This window comes from Oceanobacillus sp. MO10714A (assembly GCF_037072045.1).
In the GTDB taxonomy this organism is placed as follows: Bacteria; Bacillota; Bacilli; order Bacillales; family Amphibacillaceae; genus Oceanobacillus; species Oceanobacillus indicireducens.
The window spans coordinates 1-24,897 of the sequence record NZ_JAXHDC010000014.1; the positions used below are offsets into that span (position 1 = coordinate 1).

The following is a 24,897-nucleotide window of genomic DNA, read 5'->3' on the forward strand; positions in this document are numbered from 1 at the left end:
TATGAAAGATTATAGAGGGAATAGTCTGTAAGAACAAGCACGGATTATAATACCTTGATCGAACGACTCTCCGCTATTAACTGGCTGATTTCTGCTAAATTACCTTCATGAAGAAGCTGAACGACCTTACTGCCAACGATCACCCCGTCACCATGCTCACTGAGCGCCCTCGCTTGCTCTCCTGTAGATACACCGAAGCCCGCGAGTACTGGAGTATCTGTATATGTCTTTAATTCTTGTAAAAATGTTGATACATATGCATCATGCTCTGCCCTTGCGCCAGTTGTACCGGTAACAGCAACCGCATAAAGAAAACCTTCTGTACGCTTGGCAAGTTCCTGTAAGCGTTGTTGCGGACTCGTCATCGCAGCAAGCCTTACATAGGCGATGTCCCTCCTACTTAAAGCTTCCGCAATGAGGCGCTCCTCCTCCATCGGCAAATCGGGAATAATCACTCCATCAACCCCAGCTTTTGCACTCTTTTTGGCAAACGTTTCAACACCAAATGCGATAATTGGATTGATATACGTCATGATGACGACAGGTATCGTCCGTTCTAATTTTGTCACCTCTAATATATCTAGAACGTTGGCAAGTGTTGTCCCGTTAGCTAAAGCTCGGCTGCCAGCCGCTTGGATTGTCGGACCATCTGCTACAGGGTCAGAAAATGGAATACCAAGTTCTATAACAGCTGCATCGTTTTCCTCGAAAAATTTTATTCTGTCTGGCAAAATATCCAAACCACCATCACCAGCCATAATGAATGGTGAGAAAATTTTTTCTCCTGCAGAAAGTCTTTCTTGCAATGCCTTTTCTAATCTTACTTTTCCCATTTATTTCTCCTCCTTCACTTCAATAAATCCTTATTGTCTAAGGTCCTTATCTCCCCGGCCCGAAAGGCAGACAACAATTATTTGATCTTTAGACATTTTTCCGGCAACCTGCATTGCATGAGCTACTGCGTGCGAACTTTCTAAAGCCGGTATGATCCCTTCTTTCCGCGATAAAAGTTCGAAAGCCTCCAGTGCCTCATTATCCGTTACAGTCGTATAATTTACCCGGTCGATACTCTGTAAATAGCTATGTTCCGGTCCGACGCCCGGATAATCTAGTCCTGCCGAAATTGAAAAAGCTTCTTCTATTTGTCCGTTTTCATCCTGTAAAAGATGAGTCAATGTCCCGTGTAATACCCCGACTTTCCCCTTTGTTAAAGTTGCTGCGTGTTTATTCGTTTCTAGGCCACTTCCACCAGCTTCGACCCCGATTAAAGAGACATCTTCCTCCTCAACAAAGGGATAAAACATTCCCATCGCATTACTGCCACCACCGACACAGGCAATAATCTTTTCCGGCAGCTTTCCATCTTGTTCTAAGATTTGCCTTTTCGTTTCCTCACCGATCACCGCTTGAAAATCCCTGACAAGCAGCGGAAATGGATGCGGACCAACGACAGAACCGATAATATAATGGGTATCTTCCACATGGTTCACCCAGTAACGAAGTGCTTCATTCACGGCATCTTTCAGTGTCCAGCTTCCGCCTTCAACACTTCTAACCTCGGCACCAAGCAGCTCCATCCGCTGTACATTCAGTGCTTGGCGGCGAATATCCTCTTCCCCCATAAAGACGATGCAATCAAGACCAAGCAGCGCACAAACTGTTGCAGTTGCTACCCCGTGCTGACCAGCACCGGTTTCTGCCACCACTTTCCTTTTTCCCATCCTAACCGTAAGCAGAGCCTGCCCAATCGTGTTGTTGATCTTATGTGCGCCTGTATGGTTAAGGTCTTCTCGTTTCAAATATATTTTCGCCCCACCTGCTTTATCTGTAAGCCGCTCCGCGAAATATAATGGGGTCTCTCTTCCGACATATTGCTTTAAATAGTAGTTCAATTCCCCAAGGAAGCTCTTATCTTGCTTTGCCGCTTCATACGCTTTTTCAAGTTCAAGAACTGCCGGCATTAATAATTCCGGGACGAACCTCCCGCCAAAATTGCCATACTTTCCACTTTGATCTGGTACGGTATATACACTCATTTTTTATAAGCCTCCCTTTGTTTTGCCTGCTCGATAAATGCTTTCATTTTTTCTGGATCCTTCTTTCCTGCCGTCTCGACACCGCTTGAGACGTCAACTGCGAATGGATTCACTGCTTCCACTGCTTCCCGCACGTTTTCTGGATGAAGACCTCCTGCAAGCAGCAACCTTTCCCGGTCGATGCCTGATTCTTGCAGCAAGTTCCAGTCAAACGTCTTGCCACTCCCGCCACGATTGATGCTCGGTGTATCAATTAGAAAATAATCACATGGATACGTATGGACATTTTCTAACCTTTCTTTTTCAGCGGGGAATGCTTTAATAACCTTTGCAGAAAGAGATTTTGCCACATGTGGCGGTTCTTCCCCGTGCAGTTGAAGGAAATCAAGCCCAACTTGGCTGGCAATTTGCTCCATCACAGTCGGTTCTTCATTAACAAAGACACCGACTGTTTGGACAGATGCCGGAAGACGGCTTGCAATCGCTGCTGCCGCAACCGGCGAAATTTCCCGCTTACTTTCCGTAAAAACAAATCCGATTAAATCGGCTCCCGCTTCAGCTGCCGCTTGTGCTGCTTCCTCCGTTGTGATGCCACAAATTTTAACGAACATGCAGCCTCTTCCCCTCTTTCAGTGGAATTTGTAGATTCGTAAATGTTCTTTGTAAATCTTCCGCAAGCATAAGTGTTTCTCCGACTAAAATTGCTTCCGCCCCAACGTCTCTCACCCGCTTCACGTCTTCTCTTTCCCGCATGCCGCTTTCACTAATAAGCAATGTGTCACGGTCCATAACAAGGGATGCAAGTTTTTCCGTTATTGCTACATCGACTTCAAAAGTTTTCAAATTTCGGTTGTTTATTCCGATTATTTCAGGTTCAAGTTTTACTGCCCGTTTCATTTCTTCCTCGTCATGCACTTCGACGAGTACTTCCAATTCAAGAGATGTTGCATAATCGTATAATTTCTTTAAATCCTCTTCTGAGAGAGCTGCAACAATTAATAGAATGATTGTTGCTCCGGCAGCTCTTGCGTGATCGATCTGCAACGTATCGATAATAAAATCCTTACATAAGACCGGAACGTCGACTGCTTCACGAACTGCCCGCAAGTCTTCTAATGAGCCATTAAAGAATTTCTCATCGGTCAGTACCGAGATGGCTGCCGCACCATTTTTCTCATATGTTTTCGCTTGCTCGATTGGATCCACTTCAAGGTCAATCGCTCCTTTGGAAGGGGAAGCGCGCTTAATTTCAGCGATAATATTCATATTTTCTGAAGCAGCAGCCCGCCCTTTAAAGGAGGGATTTGCTTTACCTACCGGCTCCATTAATTTCTTGTGAATCAGTTCTGTCAGTTCAATTCTTTTTTGTTTTAAAATGTTATCTAAAATAGTCATTCAATACACCTCACACAGGAATTTTTTCACTAAAGCTAACTAATCGTTCCAGTCGTTCTAATGCTGCTCCAGATAAAATGCTCTCTCGGGCTAATTCAATCCCGGCTTGGATTGAATCCGTTTTTCTACTTGTGTAAATGCCAATCCCTGCATTGAGAAGCACCGTGTCGAAGTAAGCACCAGGCTCACCCTTTAGAACGGACAAAAGAATTTCTGCATTACGCTTGGAGTCGCCTCCACGAATCGCTTCATTTGGATAGATTGGTAAATTGACCTCTTCTGGGTGTAAATTCATCGGTGTTAGTTTACCATCTTCTATAACTATCAATTTGTTCAAACCGGCTAAGCTAGCCTCATCAAGTGAACCTGCCCCGGTCACGACCACTGCCCTGCGCCGTCCTAGCTTATTCAATGATTCTGCGACCTTCTCAAGCAAATCTTTCCGGTAAACTCCGACTAGCTGGGTCTCAAGCTGAATTGGATTTGTCAGTGGGCCGATGACATTGAAAATCGTCGGTACGCCAAGATGCTGACGAACAACGGAAAAAGGCTTCAGCACTTCATGGACATGAGGAGCAAATAAAAATGCAATATTGTTCTCCGCAAGCATTTCCTCAATATGTTCCTTTGAAAAGGAAAGAGAGACGCCTAAGTGCTCGAGTACATCTGCACTACCCGTTTTACTGGAAATACTCCGGTTGCCGTGCTTCGCAATTTTAATCCCCGCCCCTGCCATGACAAAGGCCGCGGTTGTACTGATATTGAAACTATTTGACCGGTCCCCGCCAGTACCGCAATTATCGATGACATTTAATGTGTTTTCCGTCTGGAAGGATGACTTTTCCCGGATTACCTCCGCAAGACCAGTAATTTCATCGGCCGTTTCGCCTTTTGCTTGGAGTGCAATAAGGAATGCGGCAATTTCCGATTCGGTCACTTCACTCGTAAAGCAATGGCTTGCAGCTGCTTTCATTTCTTCCCGGCTTAAATTTTCCTTGTTGATCAACTTTTGAAGATATGTCTTCATTTGTTCGTTCTCCTTTCTTTACGACTTTTTGTTAACTGAACGTGTATGCGGCTTCTACTAAGGATCGCGCTTTATGCAATGTCTCTTCGTATTCTTTCTTCGCTACCGAGTCACGGACAATCCCTGCCCCAGCTTGGAGATATGCGTATTTTCCTTTGATAATCAGCGTGCGAATCGTAAGTGCGATGTTCAAATCCCGGTTGAAACTAATATAACCAACTCCCCCGCCATATGGGCCGCGCCTCTTTTCCTCCAGTTCATTCACAATCTCCATCGCGCGCTGTTTCGGCATTCCGGAAACAGTTCCTGCAGGTAACAAAGATATTAATGCATCGACGCTTGAAGAGTTTTCTCGTAACTCACCCTTTAACTCGGAAACAATATGCATCACATGCTGGTATTTTTCAATGATCATATCGGTTGTAAGTTCGATTGTCTGTTCCTTACAAACACTGGCAAGATCTTCGTTACTAAGTTCAACGAGCATGCGGTGTTCAGAAAGTTCCTTTTCGTCCCCAAGAAGTTCAGCCTCTAGCCTCGCATCTTCCGCTTGTGTCGCACCCCTTGGTCTTGTGCCAGCGATTGGATTCGTAACCACCTCATTACCAGTTACTTGCAGCAAACTTTCTGGTGACGCGCCTAGCAGAATATAATCCGCAAAATCAATGTAAAACATATACGGAGACGGATTAGACGCACATAAATTCTCATAAAAGGCAAATGGGAAATCTGGGTTCCCGCTAATATCTGCTTGCATCCGCTGTGATAGTACTACCTGTAACACTTCTTTCCGTTCGATATATTCCTTCGCCCGCAACAATTTTTCTGTAAAACTTGCTTCTGTTTCTTGAGACTTGAAATCTACATTGGGAAAAGCAAAAGCTGTATTGCTGTCTTTCATGTCGGCTTGAAGTAAATTTTTTAGTTTCTTGAGCTCTTCATCCAGGAATACGTTAGGGTCTTGGTCCGGATTGACTGCAATAAGATATAAGCAATCTTTCGTATGATCAATAGCGATAATATTTCTAAATAACATGAAATGAACGTCGGGCATTTGTAACTCATCCACACTTGGAAAAGCAATATCTTCCAAATTACAAATGAAATCATATCCGACATAGCCGACCGCCCCGCCGAAAAATGGGATTGGTAAATGTGTTTCCATGTCGGGTAGCTGCTTTTTCAAATAGTCGAGTGCATGTTCTTCGAGTTGTCTCGTCGTTTTCGTTTGAACATCTATTATCGTAGTTTTTCCTTGGTTGCCAATAACCTCTTCGTACGGATCAACTCCGAGATAAGTGAATTTTCCTTTTTGTTCATGGTAACTCGTACTCTCAAGCAAGAACTTTTTTCGGGATTTCAGGTTTTTGAAAATCTTTAAAGCTGACATTCCAGCTGCCGGTATTTTTTCATATTGATACGCTAAGATCATTTACCTTTCACTCCTTTTCTGTAAATAAAAAAGTCCTCTATAAACATAACTTGATGTTTATAGAGGACGTATGGGACCGCGGTGCCACCTCACTTGGAAAAGAATCTTCTTTTCATCTTTTTCGGATACGGAAAGCTTACATTTCACTCCTTCGATATCCTATCCGTGTAACGGCGGAAACCCGTGCTTTCCTACTCAAGCAACAATTGCTTTTTCAGAAACCCTCTCATAAGTCCATTCAACAGTCACGAGCGCGCTGGAATCTCACCATCACCAGCTCTCTGGAACGCTTGAAGCGACTGTTTACTACTCTTACTTTACGATTTTTTTATATTTATATTTTTTTGGCAAACAAAAAGATCCCTCATCCGAAAAAGGACGAGGGACCGTGGTACCACCTTTATTAGCTGTAAAAGCTCACTCAACATGTCGGGCAATTATTGCCTAACACCTGTCTCAGATAACGATGAGACGTATTCGCCAAAGCCTACTCCAGTTGTCATTTCGGTTTGGAAGCTCCGAAGTCCATTCATTTATCCCCTCCACACTGGTTCACACCAACCACCAGCTCTCTTAAGTGTCTGAATAAATTACTACTCTTCATCAACGCAGATTAATTAAGTTATTAGAAATAAGATTAAGATAATTCCAAGAAGATGTCAAGGGGTTTTTGAAACTTTTTTAATCCTTCTTACTTTCATTCACCGTAAGTATCTTGCACGGTCATTATATTGGTGCCCTGATTACCGTTCGGTTGCCCGGCAGACGCATACTTTCCCAATTAAGTGAGAAAATCATGCGAATGGGAAAATAGTTCCCTATTGCTTTCCCATTAAAGTAAGATGGGTATTGCTGATGGGAGAATAAACCTCAGTTGTTTTCCCATTTAAGTTAGATGAACATGCGAATTGGAAAATAAAACCAAGTTGTTTTCCCATTTAAGTTAGGTGAATATGCTAATGGGAGAATAAAGCACAGTTATTTTCCTATTAAAGTTAGGTGAGCATGCGAATAGGAAAATAAAACCAAGTTGTTTTCTCATTTAAGTAAGATGAACATACGAATGGGAAAATAAACCCCAGTTGTTTTCCTATCAGCCTCTTGTTTAGAGGCGGGCGTATTACAGACCGTTAATACGTGATAAAATATTCCCTGTTTTTTTCCATATTTTTGTAAGTTTACATCACACTAGCTTGATATCTTTTATGATAAAATAAAGAAGATACTTTGCAAGTATGTGAGGCAGCAATTTGGCTAGAATGATTGCTATGAACTGGGACATGTGCACTGACCCTAGTCTCAATAGATGGGAGTGGGAGTTTGACTTTTTTACGGAGATTTATTGTTTTGTTACTTATTGTCGGGTTGTTTTGGCACTTTTATGGGGATAGTTTTAAAGAATCAGGAGTAGGCGGAGTTTTTGAAAATATTCAATCAGATATTTATCGAATCGGCGAGCATCCAGTTGTTAGCAATACGATCGATTGGATTGGACAGGAGATTCGGTTACTTTCTGATAAAGTTTCTGAAACCTTTCAAGATCAAGATTCACCAATTCAACTAGAGGAACCCGAGTTATCAGATCCTTCCGATCACTTATTTTCTATTCATAACATTGAACTTGGTGATTTGCGGGCGGATGTTGAAGCACAGATTGGTGAACCTGAAAGAGCGACACGGAATGAATATGGTGTGGACTGGGTCACGTATCATCAGAATTACCAACATTTCATGATGATTTCTTATGATGACGACGACCGAGTCAATGGTTTATATACAAATCAGGATTTGCTTACTTCCAGTAATGGAATTACATTTGAAAGCACGCGGGAAGAAGTGCTTTCCGTATTGCCTAAGCCACTGCAAACGCTCCGAAAAGGTTTAGTGAATTACGAAATTCAGGATAACGGGGAGTTTCATACTTTCGAAATTGACCAAAGTTACACGACAATATTTTATGATGTTCATCAGAATAATACAGTGACCGCTATTCTGATTATTGATAAGCAATTGGAAAAACAGAAGAAAAACTATTTTGGAATGCCGAGCGAAGAATTAAGAGAGGGCTTCGAATATCAGTTATTTGATCTCACCAATGCGGCACGGGTAAAACACGGGCTTTCTGTTCTCGATTGGGAAGAATCCGCTTTAGAAACGGTCCGCGCCCATAGTCAGGATATGGCAGAAAATAATTATTTCAGCCACACAAATCTGGAAGGCAAGTCCCCATTTGACCGCTTAACAGAAGATGCTGTTGCCTACCAAAGGGCTGGGGAAAATCTCGCTGCTGGTCAACAAAGCAGTATTTTTGCCCATGAAGGTTTAATGAATTCACCTGGTCACCGTGAAAACAAGTTGCATAATAGCTACCGAACCCTCGTTGTCGGGGTAGCTTTCAACAAAGACTCTCTTCCTTTTTATACGGAAAATTATATAGCTAACTAAGTAGGACGTTCATGTTACTTACGTGACGTCCTTTCTTTATATAGACGCGACTCATTCTAGTTAAAGCCAAGAAATTATGATAGGATAAAAATAAAAACAAATGAATTTTCGCTATTTTTATTAACAGATAGCAAATTATGTTCCAAGCGATTGAAAGGAGCTCTGCTTATGAAACACCCAGCGATCCAAATAATTTTCCGCATCCTATTTCTAGCTTTTATTTCCGCAATTGGCTTATTTTTACTATATCATTTTCTTAGACTTACATATCCTTTTCTAATCGCCGCTTTACTTGCCTTTTTAATCAATCCGATTGTTAATACTGTTGAAAGATATTTACGTTTTCCAAGACCACTTGCCGTATTAACCGGAATCCTTTTCCTTATTGGAATTATCGGAAGCATTGTGACGATCCTTATCAAAAAGACCATTGACGGATTTTTATACCTGTCGGATTATATCCCGAATCAAATTGAAGTAGTTTCCGTAAATATCCAGTTATATTTCAATGATGTCATTTTACCATTATGGGATCAAGGCATTGGCTTTATAGACAACCTCGATTCTTCGCAGCGCCAAGCCTTGCAGGAAGGGATTCAAATTATCGGTAGCAATGTCGCCGCCTTACTCGGCAGGATTGGTCAGGGTATTGCTAACGGCCTTTCCACCTTTATCGGTGCCCTTCCCATTACATTTACAGTTATTATTTTTTCTATTCTTGCAATTTATTTCATCAGCAAAGATTCTAAGAAATATGCCACCCTTTATAAAAATAAGTTGCCGCTCATTTTCCAAAAAAAGACCTGGAATGTCTTACGTGATTTAAAGCGAAAAACATTCGGCTTTTTAAAATCCCAAATCATCTTAATGATTCTTACTGCTTTAGTCAGTTTCATCGGTTTATGGATATTGCAGGTGGAGCAGTCACTTACTATCGCTGTAATTCTTGGTTTCATCGATCTATTGCCATATTTCGGACCAGGGCTCATCTTGATTCCTTGGAGTATATATAGTTTTTTTACCGGGGATTTGTTTATGGGGATCGGCCTTCTCATTCTATATGGCTCCACCGTAACCGTCAGACAAATTGCCGAACCGAAAGTACTATCATCCAGTATGAAGTTAAATCCGCTCGCCATTCTCGTATCTTTGTTTGCAGGTCTGCAACTATTTGGTTTAATTGGCCTTATTATTGGACCAATCAGCCTTGTTCTAATTATTTCTTTGTATGATGCGAAAGTTTTTGATGGCTTGTGGGAATTTATCACGCATTAACGGTCTGTAATACCCCCTCTTCTAAACTTGAGGGATGCCCAACATGTGGAGCTGGGGGGATATACAGTCCGTAAATACCTGATTCTGTTCAACTAACTTTCAGTGGGGGGGAAGGAATTCCCCACTGAATGAAGTTTCACTTTATCACGCATTAACGGTCTGTAATATCCCCTCTTCCAAACATAGGGGGAAACACAACATGTGGAGCTGGGGGGATATATAGTCCGTAAATACCTGATTCTGTTCAACTAACTTTCAGTGGGGGGAAGGAATTCTCCACTGAATGAAGTTTTACTTTATTAAAGGAGAACCCACTTCTTCCTGAATAAAAAGACCCGCTTTTGTTGTTATTTCCCGGGAAATATCGACAAGCGGGTTGTTTGTGTACACAATCACATAGTTCATAAATTACTTAAGTAATGCTGGTTTCCTCATCTACAATGCCTTTACAAGCCCTCCGTCAACAACGAGACTCTGACCAGTGACATAGGAGTTAGCGCCCGACGCAAGGAAAACGACCATGTTCGCAAATTCTTCGGGTTCTCCGTATCTCCCAATCGGGATCGACCGTTCGACTTCATTCCGGAGTTGTTCATAGCTGATTTCTTTATGATCCGCTCGTATTTCATCCAATTCCTGCACTCGGTCTGTTGCAATCCGGCCCGGACCAATGGTATTAACAAGAATATTGTCTCCTGCCAGTTCTTGAGAAAGACTTTTCGATAGGCCGACAATTCCGGCACGAAATGTATTGGATAAAATTAGATTATCCAATGTCTGTTTAATAGATGAGGATGCAATATTAACAATTCTCCCTGCTCCTGACTCCCGCATGGAAGGCAATACTTCCCGCGTAAGACGGATAAAGCTTAATAGATTCAACTCAAAAGCAGCTTGCCAGTCGCTGTCTGAAAACTTATCAAAAGTTCCAGCAGGTGGGCCGCCAGCATTATTGATCAGTACATCTACCTTCCCGTTCCATTCTATAGCTGTTCCCACTAACTGTTTAATTTGCGATTCATCCGTTATATCACATGTTTTATAGCGGACATTTTCATTACCTGTTTTCTTCCTGATTTCAGCTGCGGTAAGTTTCAATTCCTCTTCCCTCCTGCTGGAAATCAGAACATGCGCCCCTTCTTCAGCAAATTTTAATGCAATTGCTTTACCCAATCCTTTACTGCTCGCAGCTACAATGACGGACTGCCCTTTTAATTTTAAATCCATTATTTCTCCCCCTTTAAAACACTCGTTAACATATTACTCACATTTTTTAGAAACTTACTTTCATACTAGCATAACATCATACAAATCGGGGGAATTTATTGTTTTTCCCGTTTATCCATTTTCTCTTTCTCCTATCATAATCCAGCCCCTTCGGATAGAAAATAGGATAATGAGAATGGACAATCCGACCGTTATCGTGACGAATAACCACGGACGGCCATGAAGAATGAACATTGGCGAGAAGGTAATGAGCATAATTTCAACCGGCGCGATTGGTATATAGGCCAAGCCATATTCATCAAGCGTCTTACTCTCCATTCTTGGATCAACTATCCGCAGTAAAGCAATCGCCATTGCCACTGCACCAGTAATCCAGCCCCAAGTAAAGATACCTTTTTCAAACCAATTCTCTTGGAAATAATTCTTAGAAACGACTTTATAGAAAAAGTAAGAGAAGAGGATACCGAATATAATCAGGATTGAAAATGGTACAATGTTCTCCGCTACGACTGTTAAGTTAATCGATGCGATTCCGAAAGCTACCAAGATATCTGTCGCACTTCCGCTCACTTTTGATACAACATTTTTATCAATATAATGATCCACTTCTGCTTTTTGAATCATAATATTTAAAAATAAACCGACTAAAAACGCCAAAGAAAACGCTGGAATCGTAAGTTGCGGAAATAGCCGCTCACCAAATTGACTTAAAAAATAACCCCCGGTTGCTACAAGCAGCACGAGCGCCAAGTGAAATACAAGGGGATCGATGGAAATACTCGAAACTGTATCATTCCCCATCGAAGTTCTTTTCTCTTTTGGCAATAGACCGGTCCGGTATTCTGTAGGCAGTTCTTCAAACCGGCTGATATAGTTCGCTTCACCTTTATTTGCCGCAGAACGGATTAAAAGCAACCCTACTCCAATAGCGACAATTGCACCAATTGTTGCGGAAGTCATCGCAAGGGAAGTCGCTTCTTTCCAGCCCTGCTGTTGAAAAGCATCGCCAAGTGCTGCAGCAGTACCATGTCCCCCGACAAAGCCGGCAGCTAATAATAAACCAAATCCATCATGGACATGGAATGTAGGTACAAGAAAAATTAGTGCAAACATTAAACCTAGTCCCCACATCAATAACATGATGATTTGTGAATATGACCAAAAACCACCAACCTTGTCCATGACTTTCCGCCAATCGAACTTCTCTGATGATAATGGTATGGAAGCGAAAACAATAGCAATTAAAACACTCGGATATGTTCCGATAAAATCAGAAAACGGGATGATTTGAAAACCATTCGGTCCCAGTATCAAGCCCAAAATTCCGGCGATAATGCTTGCCGGCATAAAAGAACGTTGCAGAAATATTACCCTTGCACGTAAAACCATTCCTACTAACAATAACAACGATAATAGTCCTAAATCCGTCAGAACATCCCATAGAGTAAACTCCATATATGTAACTCCTTTCTCTTGGTGTAGGATAATATAGGTTAAAAAGAAGCACACATTTTAATGTGTATCAAATTATAAAAAAACATTCCGCCTGAGGAAAAACACCGCTCGAATATTATAACATACCTTTTTTATTCATGTCTTTCGTGACGCGATTTCGGCAATAGTCGTCAAAGCTAAAGCGTGAAAAAACTTCTCGTGTTTTCATAAATTTGCTGATAAACCGCTGTTCTATCGATTTGTTTTAAGTGTGCAATCACCTTTACCGACTCATGCATCATTTTGGGATGAGTGCGTTTATTTTCGAAAGGACCGGAAAATTGCCAAGGACCGTCCGTTTCCACCATTAATTGTTCAAGTGGATATTGTTTGGCTATTCGCTGAATCTTAGGCTTATATATGATATCCGGCGTTACAGAAATAAAGTAGCCATTCGTAAGCATCCGTTGCATTGTTTTATCATCTCCTTTAAACCAATGAAAATGCGCCTTATCGATCGAATGTTTCTCAAGTAAAGAGCAAACAACTGGTGCATCTTCATAAACGGCATGGAGAATAATTGGTTTCTTTGTTCGCTTGGCAAGCATGATGAAATGCTCGAGCAGGTTGATATATTCTTCAAGTTTAAGATCTGTCTCCTGTCTTAAATAATAAGGTAGCCCTACTTCTCCAATTGCAACCATGTCTTGTTCCTGTGTTAAGATAAATTCCGTCAACTGGACTATTTCTTTTTCTGAAGGCAAAGTTTGTTCCGGATGATATCCAAAGGCCGGTTGGATAGTGCAATATGTTTTGGATAAAGCGAGATTTGATTTTGCGGACTTGAGATTTTGTGAAACGGTAATAAGGCCTTCTATCTGATGCTTGTCCAATGACTCGATTATTTGCTTTTGTTCTTCAGTGGTGTAAAAATCAAGATGGATATGAGCATCGATCAGTTTGGTTTCCATAGTACTAGCAATCCCTTCTAAAAATAATTCACAAAAAGAAGTGAAAACAATGGTCTGTTTTCACTTCTGTATTCTATCTATACTTTACTGCCACGTTTTTTAACGTCGTGTAGTTATCCAGTGCTGCCCAACCTTTTTCTCTGCCGAACCCGCTCTTTTTGTAGCCGCCAAATGGCATTTGAACACCACCACCAGCACCGTAATTGTTGATAAACACCTGACCGGAATCAATTCTGCTTGCTAAGTAATGAGCGCGGTTAATATCTTTCGTCCAAACGCCGGCAACTAACCCATAATCCGTACTGTTTGCAAGTTCTAACGCTTCTTCCGTGTCCTTGAACGTAAACACGGTAAGCACCGGACCAAATACCTCCTCTTGGGCAATTCTACTGCGTGGACTTACTCCATCGACAATCGTCGGCTCGATATAAAATCCATTTTCAAATCCTTCGACAGTCATTTGATTGCCACCAAAAAGAATTTCTCCCTCTTCCCGAGCAATATTGATCATCCCCATCACCCGGTCAAATTGCCTTTCATTTAAAATCGGACCAATATCTTTATCCTCGATACCTGCACCGATCGTTAGTTTACCGAACTGTTCAATCACCTTTTTCAAAAATTCATCTTTGAATGATTCCTCAACGAGCAACCGTGCCCCTGCAGAACAAGTCTGGCCTGCATTTTGTATAATCGAACGGACAACGCCGGCAACGGTCGATTCTACATCACAATCGGCAAACACGATATTCGGAGACTTCCCACCAAGCTCTAACGTGGCTGGCACGACATTCGCCATCGCCGCTTGTCCAACGGAAATTCCTGTAGCAACCGAACCAGTGAATGTTAGCTGATTAATAAGTGGGTGACCTGCTAAAGCAGCTCCTGCTTCATACCCGTAACCTGTTACATGGTTGAACACTCCAGCAGGTAAGTCTAACTCAGCAAAAAATTCACTGAGGCGCAGCGCGGTAAGCGGCGTATCCTCTGCGCTTTTTACAACAACCGTATTCCCTGTCGCAATTGCTGCCGCAACACTTCTAGAAATAATTTGCAGCGGATAATTCCATGGAATGATATGGGCCGTCACCCCAACCGGTTCGCGCACAACATAATCAAGCAATCCGTCTTGAATTGGAATCGTATCCCCCATTACTTTATCAGCTGCTCCACCATAAAAACGGAAGTAGCGGATCGCCGCATCCACATCAGCATACGCTTGGGAGAGCGGCTTTCCAACATCCGTTGTTTCAAGCTCCGCTAATTCATCCTTACTTTCCTGCATTTTATCGGCAATTGCAAATAAAAGATCTCCCCGGTCAAATGCCGAATACGAACGCCATTCCTCCGTGCGAAATGCAGCAGCTGCAGCTCGAACAGCCCGGTCCACGTCTTCCTTCGTACCTCGAGGAATCTCACCGATTTTCTCACTGCTTGACGGATTCAGCACATCAATTACCGCTTCGTTCGCACTTTTCGTCCATTCTCCATTGATATACATTTCATATGTTTTCACCAAGTGTCTCCCCTTTTTTGAAACTATATATTTCTCCCACCATCAACATGTAAAACAGCTCCGGTTATCATTTCTGCCGCATCAGACAATAAATATTTCACCGATTTAGCGATGTCTCCCGGTTGCAGTAATTTGCCAAGTGGTACACTGCTTTCAAAGACTTCCTTTTTGGTATCGTCAACACTGCTACCCACAGCAGTAAACTCACCAAGCATTGACGTGTCAGCTGGCCCCGGATGGAGCACATTCGCGTTCACTTGATATGGCGCAAGTTCTAAAGCTAATGCTTTTGTAAAGGACTCTACGGCGCCTTTCGAAGCAACATAAGCCTGCAGTCCAGGTCGTGGCCGTGTCGTCGAAACAGAACCGATATTGACAATTTTTCCGCTTCCCTGTTCCTTCATATAAGCAGCGGCTTCCCGGCACGTTAAAAAGATACTAGTCATATTCACATCGATTATTTTTCGGTATTCGGCAAGGCTGCAGTCTTCTATCGGTGTTGCATGTTGCGCAATCCCATGCACATTCGCAAGTCCATCGATAGAACCAAATTCACTCTTTGTCTGTGCAAAAATATGCTGTACAGCAGCTTCATTAAGCAAATCTGCTTTCATAGCTTTAAAACGGGGATTCTCCTCAAGTTCAGCTAAAGCTGCAATATTTAAATCGCACCCGACAACATTTGCACCTGCTTCGAGTAAATGTTCCACCGTAGCTCGCCCCATACCACCGCCAGCACCTGTTACAATGACTGTCTTATTTGTTATTGTCATAAAAGTCCTCCAATTCGTTCCAGTTTGTCACTAATTGCATCGCCAACATCTGCTGTTGTCGCATTTCCGCCAATATCTGGCGTCAGTACTTTTTTCTCAACCAACACTTCTTCAATCGCCTGTAAAACGAGATCATGGAGATCTTTCCTTCCAAGATGTTCGAGCATTAGGGCAGCTGACCAAATTTGAGCGATTGGATTTGCGATCCCTTTTCCTGCAATATCAGGCGCAGAACCATGAACTGCTTCAAACATCGAAGGAAATTCACCCAACGGATTAATATTTCCAGATGGCGCAAGACCAAGACCACCGACAATTGCTGATCCAAGATCAGATAAAATATCCCCGAAAAGGTTCGAAGCTAATACGACATCAAAGGTTTCGGGACGTTGGACAAAGTAAGCAGCAAGTGCGTCGATATAATATCTTTCATAAGCGATATCTTTATTTTCCGCTGCCACTTCTTCCACAAGTCGATCCCAAAACGTCATCGTATGGAGCATGACGTTCGATTTCGTCGCATTCGTCACTTTTTCCCTGCCATTCGCACGTGCATAGTCATAAGCAAATCTAGCAATCTGTTCAACCCCCTGCCGCGTCATCACCATGTTCTGTAACGCCATTTCTCGGGTTTCCCCATGAAACATCGCTCCACCTGAGTCTGTATATTCTCCTTCACTATTTTCCCTGACAATAACGAAATCAATCGGCACCTCTTTTTTCAATGTGCTTTCTAAGCCCCGCAACAGTTTAACCGGGCGAAAATTAATAAACTGCTGGAAGTTTTTCCGTATTGGTAAAATTAATTCCCAAATCGACACTGGATCTGGCACTCGAGGATCCCCAATCGCACCGAATAAAATGGCATCAAATTCTTTTAACTGCTCGAGTCCATCTTCTGGCATCATTTTCCCGTGCTCTAAGTAATATTCACTATTCCAATTAAAATTCTTCGTTTTAAAACGGAAGCTAGAATCCATCTCAGCAATTCGTTCAAGGACTTTTACCGCTTCCCTTGTCACTTCTGGACCGATCCCATCTCCGGGTAATACCGCAATCTTGTATTCTCTCATCTCTTTCATCCTCTTTCACAAAGTCTATTATTATAATTATTGCTTCTGCATGGATTGTATTTTAGTAACATGGATATCCGGCTTCCTTCCATCGTTCCATTTCCCATCGAGCGCTCTTTCAATCTGGGCACCGAGCTGAAGCAACAGACCGTCATTTCCTTGTTTGGCGAGTGCGTGCATTCCAAACGGTAAACCATTAGGAAGTTGTGCCACCGGAAGAGAGATTCCTGGGATACCGCAAATATTGGCAATCGACGTATAGGAAAAAATACTCCAGAGGTTATGGAACCAGTCGTAAACAGAAGGATTATCACTCATCGTCAAGTATTCTGTCGTTCCAACAAGCGGCGTCGGAAGTGCCATCGTCGGTGTCAGAATGATATCCCATTTTTCAAAGTATGCAGCTGTTGACCTGGATAGCTGGTTAAAAACCGCTTGCATTTTTGCCCGTTCACCATATGTTGCATGTCTTCCTTCCTCCCACACCCGAATACACATCGGTTCCACTAATCCAGCAGGTGGTGTTTCTAAATCTTTCCCTTCTAAAATTTCAGAAATCGTTTGGGAAAAATTCATGATATATGCCTCCGTCTGTGCCTTATATGCAGCATGGAAATCAATATCCGGAATCGTCCATTCGACGTCATGTCCTAATTCTTCGAGGAATTTTGCTGTTTTTTTCAGTTCGGCAACAATTTCTGGTGTTGCTCGGTAATCCCCCCATTCATGCGACACCGCAATCCGCAATTTACCCGGATCCTTTTTAATTAATTCCGTATAAGATTCATCCGGGTGCCAAAATGGCATGAACTCACCAGGTGCCCCGCCTCGCGTATGATCGACAAAAGCTGCCATATCCCGAATTGTACGGGTCTGAGCTCCTTGGCTCGACACAACACTCATTAAATCGGAACCATTGGGAGCCAAGGAAAAAATTCCTCGGGATGGCTTGAGTCCGATATTTCCATTTACTCCTGCCGGAATTCGAATTGAGCCACCACCATCTGTCGCATGAGCAATTGGAACAATGCCAGCAGCAACGGAAGCAGCCGAGCCTGCTGAAGAACCGCATGTCGTGTAATTAACATTCCATGGGTTCCTCGTCACATAGATATCCGGGTTTTCCGCGGAACTGCATAGACCTAGTTCGGGAGTCGTCGTTCTTCCTATAATATTCAGACCTGCCCCGCGAAACTTCGTCGTTAGAAAACTATCTTTCTCTGCTCGATTTCCTTGCATAAGTAAAGAACCCATCTCCTGAAGTCGACCTTTTATCGTGGGTCCCAAGTCTTTCATCAAAAATGGGACACCGGCAAACACACCATCCGGGTTCATTCCGTCTTGCAGTGGATCTTCCACAACATCGTCAAATACTTCAATAACTGCACTAATTTCAGGATTCAATGCCTCAATCCCTTTTGCTGCTTGACGCGCGGCTTCCTGCGGGGTCACTTCTTTTTCCCGAATCAACTCGGCTAAACCTGTTGCATCAAGCTCTGCCCATTCTTCCCAACTCAGCAATTCTTTCACAAACTTCACTCCCCTTTTCTTTATCTCTATGTTGCAAATCCCATCTATTCCGGGGATCCAATCTATTCATAAGAGGCATGCCTGATTTTAAAAACAGGCATGGCCTACCTATGCTCCTTTGTTAATATTTTTTGTTGGAAACTCGTACGCTTCTTCTTTAAAGATCAAACTGAAGACAACAAACACAATCAAGGATAGGAAAACCGGCACGGTAACCGTATGGACGCCAAACAAGTCGCCATATGCCTGGTTATAATAATGAATAGCAATATAAGAACCGATCCCTGTAATCATCGATGCGATAGCACCAGTCTTGTTCGCATATTTCCAGTAAAGCCCCATAATGAGCGGCCACATGAAGGCTGATTCCAAACCACCAAAAGCAAATAAGTTCAGGTAAATAAGTAATTCAGGCGGACTGATTGCAAGAATGAAAGCGACAATCCCAATTACTCCAGTAACTCCCATACTCACATTTTTAATTTGTCGATCTGTTGCTTTCGGTTTTATATAGTTGATATACACGTCTTTTACAACGGATGAACTAACGAGTAATAGAAGCGAATCCACTGTTGACATGATTGCTGCAAGCGGTGCAGACAGGATGACTCCGGCGAGCCATGGAGGCAACACTTCTAAAGCAACGAGCGGAATTACCTGGTCCGCTACTTCAACTCCAGGCAATACTGGACGGGAAAATACCCCAATCAGATGCATGCCAAGCATAATCGTCCCAGTGACAATTGTTCCAATGATGATCGCACGGTGCATCGCTGTCGAATTCCGATAGGACATCGCACGAACTGCAATTTGCGGAAGTGCTACAACCCCTACTCCGACAAGGATCCAATAAGACGAAACGTAAGCAGCCGTCAAGGAACCGTCATGACCGAACGGGGTAATTAAATTCGGATTAATTGCGACCAAATCAGCGAATATATTCGATAACCCACCGCCCGCAATAATAACCGCTCCAAGGAGAACCAATGTACCAACGACCATAATAACCCCCTGGACCGCATCCGTTACTACAACGGCTCGGAACCCACCAACCGTAACATAAACGAGTACCGAAATCGTAAAAATAAATAAAGAGCCAATATAACTAATTCCAGTTAATGATTGAATTAAATAAGCTCCTCCAACCCACTGTGCCGCCATCGCAGCGAACATGAAAACAATAATACTAAATGCAGAGAGCAGTACAACCGTCTTGCTCTTATATCTTTCTTTTAAAAAGTCAATTAACGTAACCGCATTATACCGTCTTGCAACGATTGCGAACTTTTTCCCAAGAATAAGCAACACGAAATATCCGGTCGCAAGCTGCGTCATTGCAAGCAGCACCCAACCAAAACCAATCGTATAGGCAGCACCTGGGCCGCCAAGGAAACTTGACGCACTTCCATATGTAGCAACCATCGTCATCGCGAGCAGTAAGCCACCGAATTCTCTGCTGCCTAGAAAATAATCACTCAAGAATCCATCGGCTTCCGATAATCTTCTACTAGACCACATACCGATAATAAAAATTACAACAAGAAAAATTAATAAAGGGGTAACTACCGCCCAGTTCATCCTTTCATCACCTCATCTTCCTTTGTATCTTCCTCGTCATCCTCTAGTGAAATGTCTTTCAAGAAAAATTTAACAACTAAAATGACAACAACAAACATCACTAGTGTTCCAAATATTAAACTGTAAAAAATCCACGCAGGAAATCCCATAACATATGTATATTCCTCAGGTGGCTTCGAACCAAGTCCATAGGCAAAACCATACCACCAGATAAAGTTGAATATAGCAAGCCCGCATCCTATAAGTGCCTCCCTATTTGCAACAGAAAAGCGCCATTCTTGTTTTTTCTTTTTCCGTTCCATACCAACACTCCTCTCTATAAACTGAACTATTTTTGTCAAAAACGACAACTTTAAGTCTATTATACTTATAATAATAACTATTTCCAGTATACAAATTGTTCAGACTTAGCGCTTGACATGACAAATATTTTCCGAATAAAAAAGAAGCGAGACGTTTTGATCACTGTCCCACTTCTTATCATAAAGCAACTTTCCTTCAATGTGGGGAATGATTGCTTTTTTTATTTTTTTACCGCCGTTTGAACCAGATTCGAGTTCGTTCGGGTGATTAAAGAGTTTTAATCACTCGAAGGAGATAGATTTGAAATTCGCTCGGGCGATTACAAGCCTTCTAATCAACTGGATGAGATAGATAACAACTCGTTCGGGTAATCAACCGGATGAGATAGCTTACAACTCATTCAGGCGATTAAAGGTGCTCTAATCGACCGAATGAGCTTGAGTTGAACTCATCCGGGCGATTAGAAGGTTCTAATCGCCCATTAGACTTCCAGTTTGTTCAAGTAAATAGGGGGTTTTGTTTTACTCACCCTCTGTTGCATCTTTACCAAGATAAGCTTGCAAATTCCACAGCTGGAAGTCGAGATTGTTCTTATATTCGATCAGCATATCTTCCGTCACCGTGTCTCCTTCATTTCCTGCTAGTTCAATTCCTTTTACCGTATAATCACGAATCGCACGGTAATCATTTACGAGATCTTCCACCATTTTATCTGCATGAATTTCCCGTTGATAAACCTCTTCCTTGATGAATGCATGCTCATTAAACTCTTGGAGTGTCGAATAAGGTCTTTCACCAAGCTGCAGTAAACGTTCTGCAAATGAGTCAAAGTAGCCTGTTGTATCATTGTAAAGTTCTTCAAATTTAGCATGCAAAGTGAAGAAATGCGGTCCTTTCACATGCCAATGATATTGATGAAGTTTTACGTACAATACTCCGAGATTTGCTACGAGATGATTTAATGTAATCGCTGCCGATTCTTCAGGATGTCTGTGTGAATGTGCATGTTCAATTGCCATACTATCTCTCCTTTTTATTAATGTTCAGGCTCTATTAGGACCTATAAATACTGTTCCCTATTTCGAGACATTAAAACTTTTTTAGTATGTCTAACGCTTCACCACTTAATACTGCCGATTAATTCCGTCTTTCCTTCCGACGAATAAAAGACCCTTTCTTAATGCCCGACCACACTCACAGAACAGTTGCGCATTTTTATTCCCATCTGGATCAGCAATAATTATAGTTACCTATGCAATCAAAAAACTGCCTGTCATACCTTTTTTGACAAAATCTAAGGCATGACAGGCACAATGATTACGCGATTGCTTCGATAATTTTTTTGCGATTATTGGATATGGTAGTAGGACTTGTACCATAAATCTGAGCCAGTTCTTTTTGTGATTGGTTCGCTTGTCCGAGTACTCTTTGCTGGAGGACATAGTCAAGGGCAGCCGCATAACTTTCCGGTTTTCTGAAAGTCGGATTTTCTTTTTCCGTAAATGTTTTCCAGATTTCAAGACCCTGTGCTATATGTTCTTCATCAAATTCTTTTTTCAACATATGTTCTTCAAATATGTCAGCAACCTTACCATATAATGGATTATCCCAAAGCATTTCCTCGGATGATGCTTCGGTTGCCGGTTCAATTGCAGGGTCAGCTGGTGTGTTTTCCATCGTTAAAGCAGTTGCTAAAATCGCAGGATATTCTTTCGTAAACTCCTCATCATTCAAAGCTTTTATTCTATCAATAAATTCCTCATCCGCACCAAACAATTCAAACATCGCCAATAGGAATTCATGCTTCTGTACAAACGGAAGCAGCATCCCGATTACAAAATCCCCCTCCTCTACTCTGCTCATTTCATACGCTCTTACAGTCGTCTCTTCATTTATACGGATATCCCGTATATGGAATTTTTCATCCGTTATAGAAACAACTTCATAAATGGATGGTGTGACATCCTGCCAAGCTGTAAATGCCCGATTCACTCTGGCGTCTTTCGTTTTATTCCGTTGGTCTTCATAATATATGTCAAAAACGGTCTGATCATGCTTAATTGGTTCATGAATCATTGCCCAGGCAGTCAAACCCAACTTGTATAAATTCATTCGTTCTTCGTCTTCAATCGGTGAATACTTCGGGTGTCGCGAAATCATGTCCCCAAGTTCCCCGCGGTAGTTCTGCATGGCAAAACGATACAGTCCCCGATGAAGCTCATCTAATTGATTATTAAATCGAGTAGGATCAACCTCCATTACACGGGCTGCACCGTGACATCTCTTATATTTTTTCCCGCTCCCACAAGGACACGGTTCGTTTCTTCCAATCTTCCTCATTCATTGTCACCTCTAGTAAAGCTATAAAGCTTAGTTATCTCTTAATTATGGGCAATTTTTATAAATAATTCAAGGTTACTCGTAATTAAGTTTAAAAAAGCTATTATTTTTCTCAAAACAGGAAACACCAAGACACCTTGTGTGTCAAGGATAGGGTCACATTTTCATTGGAAAGGGCAGGGAGTTTAACTTGGCATAATCATTTAAATTGCGGCATTGAATTTAACTCGATACATGATAAGGCTATATACGTGTATTTTGCTATGAAGCGGATCGCTAGATTTACAACTATCTTGTGAAATTATGCATAGAATTGGTAATGATAAGTATGAAATCTGTTACTGTAATAGATCACAAAGTAGAAGAGAATCTAACGGTCACCATTGCTATGATTACAGATGGTAAATATTATCTGAAAGCAGAAAATTGAGATGTTGACCGGGAAGATTTTATTGCTTGGTTTTAACACAACAAAAAAAGATGCCCAGTCCAAGGCATCTTTTTTATTTCTTATTTTACTGTCCTACTAATTTTTCCACGCGTTTTACAACATTTTCTACAGTAAAGCCATACGCTTCTATGATTCGTTCTCCATTGCCTGAGGCACCAAATGTGTCGATGGCAAGGATATCCCCCTTATCACCTACATAACGGTCCCAGCCAAGCGAAGAAGCCATTTCAATAGCTAGACGCTGTTTAACACCAGGAAGCAGCACACTGTCTTTATAAGCCTGTTCTTGAGCTTCAAAACGGTCCCAAGACGGCATGCTGACGACTCTAACATCAATCCCCTTCTCTTTCAAAGAGCCCTGCGCCTGAACTGCTAATTGCACTTCAGAGCCTGTTGCGAGAATTAGAGCATCCGGTGTTTTCTTTTCCGCTTCACTTACAACATAAGCCCCCATTCTTACACCGTCATATGCTTTTTCTTTCGTACCTTCCAATGTTGGAAGGTTTTGACGTGTAAGCACAAGTGCAGTCGGCTCATCCTTTGATTCCACAGCAAGACGCCAAGCAGCCTGGGTTTCATTCGCGTCAGCCGGGCGAATCACCGATAAGCCTGGCATTGCACGGAATGATGCTAACTGCTCAACAGGCTCATGCGTTGGGCCGTCTTCTCCTACAGCAATTGAATCATGTGTCCAAACATACGTAACAGGTGTTTTCATTAGGGACGATAAACGAACAGCGGGACGTAAATAATCACTGAAGACAAAGAAGGTTCCACCGAATACCTTCAAGCCGCCATGCAGTGCCATTCCATTAAGTGCTGCCGCCATCGCAAATTCACGGACACCGAACCAAATATTTCGTCCCGCGTAATTCGCTTTTGTGAAGTCACCCGCTTCATCAATCATCGTTTTATTCGAACTTGCAAGGTCTGCACTACCGCCGATAAAGTTCGGAACAGCTTGGGCAATCGCGTTCAAAACTTCTCCTGAGGAAGCACGCGTTGCAAGCGTTGAGCCGACTTCATAGGTTGGCAGGTTTTTATCCCAATCAACCGGAAGTTCATCATTGATTGCTAATTGTAACTGCCTGCCCTCTTCTGGATAAACAGTTTTATATTTTTCAATTAACGCGTCCCACTCTTTCTCAGCCTGCGTACCTTTACGGACTACTTTTTCGTTAAAATCTTCATACACATCTTCTGGGACGAAAAATTCCTCATGTTCCCAGTTATAATTTTCTTTTACGAGCTTCACTTCTTCTTTACCAAGTGGCGCACCGTGAGAATCGGAGGAACCGCCTTTATTCGGTGAACCGTAACCGATTACGGTCTTCACTTCAATTAATGTCGGCTGCTCTTTATTTTCCTTCGCCTCTGTCAATGCTTTACGAAGTTCACCTACATCATTACCGTCCTCCACACGAAGAACTTGCCAACCATAGGAGCGGAACCGCCCCTCGACACTTTCAGAGAATGACCTGTCCAGATCCCCATCGAGAGAAATATCATTCGAGTCATATAGAACGACTAATTTACCTAAACCGAGATGTCCTGCAAGGGAGGCTGCTTCATGTGAAATTCCTTCCATTAAATCGCCATCTCCAACAAGTGCAAATGTATGGTGATCAACTACAGGGAAATCTTCCTTATTATACGTAGCAGCTAAATGGGCTTCAGCCATCGCCATCCCTACTGCAGAGGCGATCCCTTGTCCTAGTGGACCTGTCGTCATTTCAACACCATCTGTGTCGCGTACCTCCGGGTGACCTGGTGTATTCGAACCCCACTGACGGAAGTTCTTCAAATCATCCATCGTCACATGATAGCCAGATAAATGCAGTAAACTATATAAAAGCATCGACCCATGCCCTGCAGAAAGAACAAATCGGTCCCGATTAAACCATTTTGAATGCTTTGGGTTATGCGTCATAAAATCTGTCCAGAGCGTATAGGCAAGCGGAGCCGCCCCCATTGGAAGCCCTGGGTGTCCAGAGTTCGCCTTTTCGATGGCATCAATAGCAAGTGTGCGGATGGTATTAATTGATAATTGTTCTACAGAAATAGTTGAAGTTGTCATACGTCATCATCCCT

20 protein-coding genes and 2 other annotated features are annotated in these 24,897 nt (G+C 42.4%); of the genes, 2 read left to right on the forward strand and 18 right to left on the reverse strand.

All coding sequences use genetic code 11. The features are described 5' to 3' along the window. Window positions 1-44 precede the first annotated feature (44 nt). The 6 genes from trpA to SPD53_RS09575 are packed head-to-tail and all read right to left on the reverse strand — an operon-like array spanning window position 45 to window position 5,890. Window positions 45-833, reverse strand: coding sequence for a tryptophan synthase subunit alpha (gene trpA, locus SPD53_RS09550; protein ID WP_336252390.1), 789 nt, complete (start codon window positions 831-833; stop codon window positions 45-47). 30 nt (window positions 834-863) lie between these two features. Next, entirely contained in the window at window positions 864-2,036 is a 1,173-nt protein-coding gene (gene trpB / locus SPD53_RS09555; protein ID WP_336252391.1) for a tryptophan synthase subunit beta, read from the reverse strand. Further along, entirely contained in the window at window positions 2,033-2,647 is a 615-nt protein-coding gene (locus SPD53_RS09560; RefSeq protein ID WP_336252392.1) for a phosphoribosylanthranilate isomerase, read from the reverse strand. Before SPD53_RS09560 ends, trpB begins: the two co-directional genes overlap by 4 nt. Continuing rightward, a complete protein-coding gene (gene trpC / locus SPD53_RS09565; protein WP_336252393.1) occupies window positions 2,637-3,431 on the reverse strand; it encodes an indole-3-glycerol phosphate synthase TrpC in 795 nt (264 codons plus the stop codon). The genes SPD53_RS09560 and trpC overlap by 11 nt, the downstream gene beginning before the upstream one ends. Window positions 3,432-3,441: 10 nt before the next feature. Further along, the gene (gene trpD / locus SPD53_RS09570) at window positions 3,442-4,458 is read right to left on the reverse strand and encodes an anthranilate phosphoribosyltransferase (protein WP_336252394.1); all 1,017 of its coding nucleotides are present in this window, start codon (window positions 4,456-4,458) and stop codon (window positions 3,442-3,444) included. A gap of 31 nt (window positions 4,459-4,489) precedes the next feature. Continuing rightward, window positions 4,490-5,890: a chorismate-binding protein gene (locus SPD53_RS09575; RefSeq protein WP_336252395.1), complete on the reverse strand. Its 1,401-nt coding sequence runs from the start codon at window positions 5,888-5,890 to the stop codon at window positions 4,490-4,492. A 59-nt stretch (window positions 5,891-5,949) separates the two neighbouring features. Then, window positions 5,950-6,219: a binding site (T-box leader), on the reverse strand. A gap of 42 nt (window positions 6,220-6,261) precedes the next feature. Continuing rightward, window positions 6,262-6,506: a binding site (T-box leader), on the reverse strand. Window positions 6,507-7,210: 704 nt separating this feature from the next. Between SPD53_RS09575 and SPD53_RS09580 the strand changes: the two genes are divergently transcribed. Next, entirely contained in the window at window positions 7,211-8,335 is a 1,125-nt protein-coding gene (locus SPD53_RS09580) for a CAP domain-containing protein (protein WP_336252396.1), read from the forward strand. A gap of 168 nt (window positions 8,336-8,503) precedes the next feature. Beyond that, window positions 8,504-9,610 carry a sporulation integral membrane protein YtvI gene (gene ytvI / locus SPD53_RS09585; RefSeq protein ID WP_188856016.1) on the forward strand — a complete coding sequence of 369 codons (1,107 nt, stop codon included), beginning with the start codon at window positions 8,504-8,506 and terminating at the stop codon, window positions 9,608-9,610. Between the two features lie 435 nt (window positions 9,611-10,045). Here the strand turns inward: ytvI and SPD53_RS09590 are convergent, their stop codons facing one another. From SPD53_RS09590 to tkt, 12 genes are all read right to left on the reverse strand, one after another. After that, complete coding sequence (locus SPD53_RS09590) at window positions 10,046-10,837, reverse strand: SDR family oxidoreductase (protein ID WP_336252397.1); 792 nt, start codon at window positions 10,835-10,837, stop codon at window positions 10,046-10,048. A 111-nt stretch (window positions 10,838-10,948) separates the two neighbouring features. After that, a complete protein-coding gene (locus tag SPD53_RS09595; protein WP_336252398.1) occupies window positions 10,949-12,292 on the reverse strand; it encodes a sodium/glutamate symporter in 1,344 nt (447 codons plus the stop codon). A gap of 176 nt (window positions 12,293-12,468) precedes the next feature. Continuing rightward, entirely contained in the window at window positions 12,469-13,242 is a 774-nt protein-coding gene (locus SPD53_RS09600) for a TatD family hydrolase (protein ID WP_336252399.1), read from the reverse strand. A gap of 73 nt (window positions 13,243-13,315) precedes the next feature. Then, window positions 13,316-14,758, reverse strand: a complete 1,443-nt coding sequence (locus SPD53_RS09605) for an aldehyde dehydrogenase family protein (protein ID WP_336252400.1) — start codon at window positions 14,756-14,758, stop codon at window positions 13,316-13,318. 23 nt (window positions 14,759-14,781) lie between these two features. Further along, window positions 14,782-15,531, reverse strand: a complete 750-nt coding sequence (locus SPD53_RS09610) for an SDR family NAD(P)-dependent oxidoreductase (RefSeq protein WP_336252401.1) — start codon at window positions 15,529-15,531, stop codon at window positions 14,782-14,784. After that, window positions 15,528-16,604: a tartrate dehydrogenase gene (locus tag SPD53_RS09615; protein WP_336252402.1), complete on the reverse strand. Its 1,077-nt coding sequence runs from the start codon at window positions 16,602-16,604 to the stop codon at window positions 15,528-15,530. The genes SPD53_RS09610 and SPD53_RS09615 overlap by 4 nt, the downstream gene beginning before the upstream one ends. Before the next feature lie 36 nt (window positions 16,605-16,640). After that, the gene (locus tag SPD53_RS09620; RefSeq protein WP_336252403.1) at window positions 16,641-18,134 is read right to left on the reverse strand and encodes an amidase; all 1,494 of its coding nucleotides are present in this window, start codon (window positions 18,132-18,134) and stop codon (window positions 16,641-16,643) included. Window positions 18,135-18,242: 108 nt separating this feature from the next. Further along, entirely contained in the window at window positions 18,243-19,712 is a 1,470-nt protein-coding gene (panF, locus tag SPD53_RS09625; RefSeq protein ID WP_156854958.1) for a sodium/pantothenate symporter, read from the reverse strand. Next, a complete protein-coding gene (locus tag SPD53_RS09630; protein ID WP_336252404.1) occupies window positions 19,709-20,014 on the reverse strand; it encodes a YhdT family protein in 306 nt (101 codons plus the stop codon). The genes panF and SPD53_RS09630 overlap by 4 nt, the downstream gene beginning before the upstream one ends. Window positions 20,015-20,536: 522 nt before the next feature. Next, a complete protein-coding gene (locus SPD53_RS09635) occupies window positions 20,537-21,034 on the reverse strand; it encodes a Dps family protein (RefSeq protein ID WP_336252405.1) in 498 nt (165 codons plus the stop codon). A 298-nt stretch (window positions 21,035-21,332) separates the two neighbouring features. Continuing rightward, window positions 21,333-22,355, reverse strand: coding sequence for a YecA family protein (locus SPD53_RS09640; RefSeq protein ID WP_336252406.1), 1,023 nt, complete (start codon window positions 22,353-22,355; stop codon window positions 21,333-21,335). A 515-nt stretch (window positions 22,356-22,870) separates the two neighbouring features. Further along, window positions 22,871-24,883, reverse strand: a complete 2,013-nt coding sequence (gene tkt, locus SPD53_RS09645) for a transketolase (RefSeq protein ID WP_336252407.1) — start codon at window positions 24,881-24,883, stop codon at window positions 22,871-22,873. Window positions 24,884-24,897 lie beyond the last annotated feature (14 nt).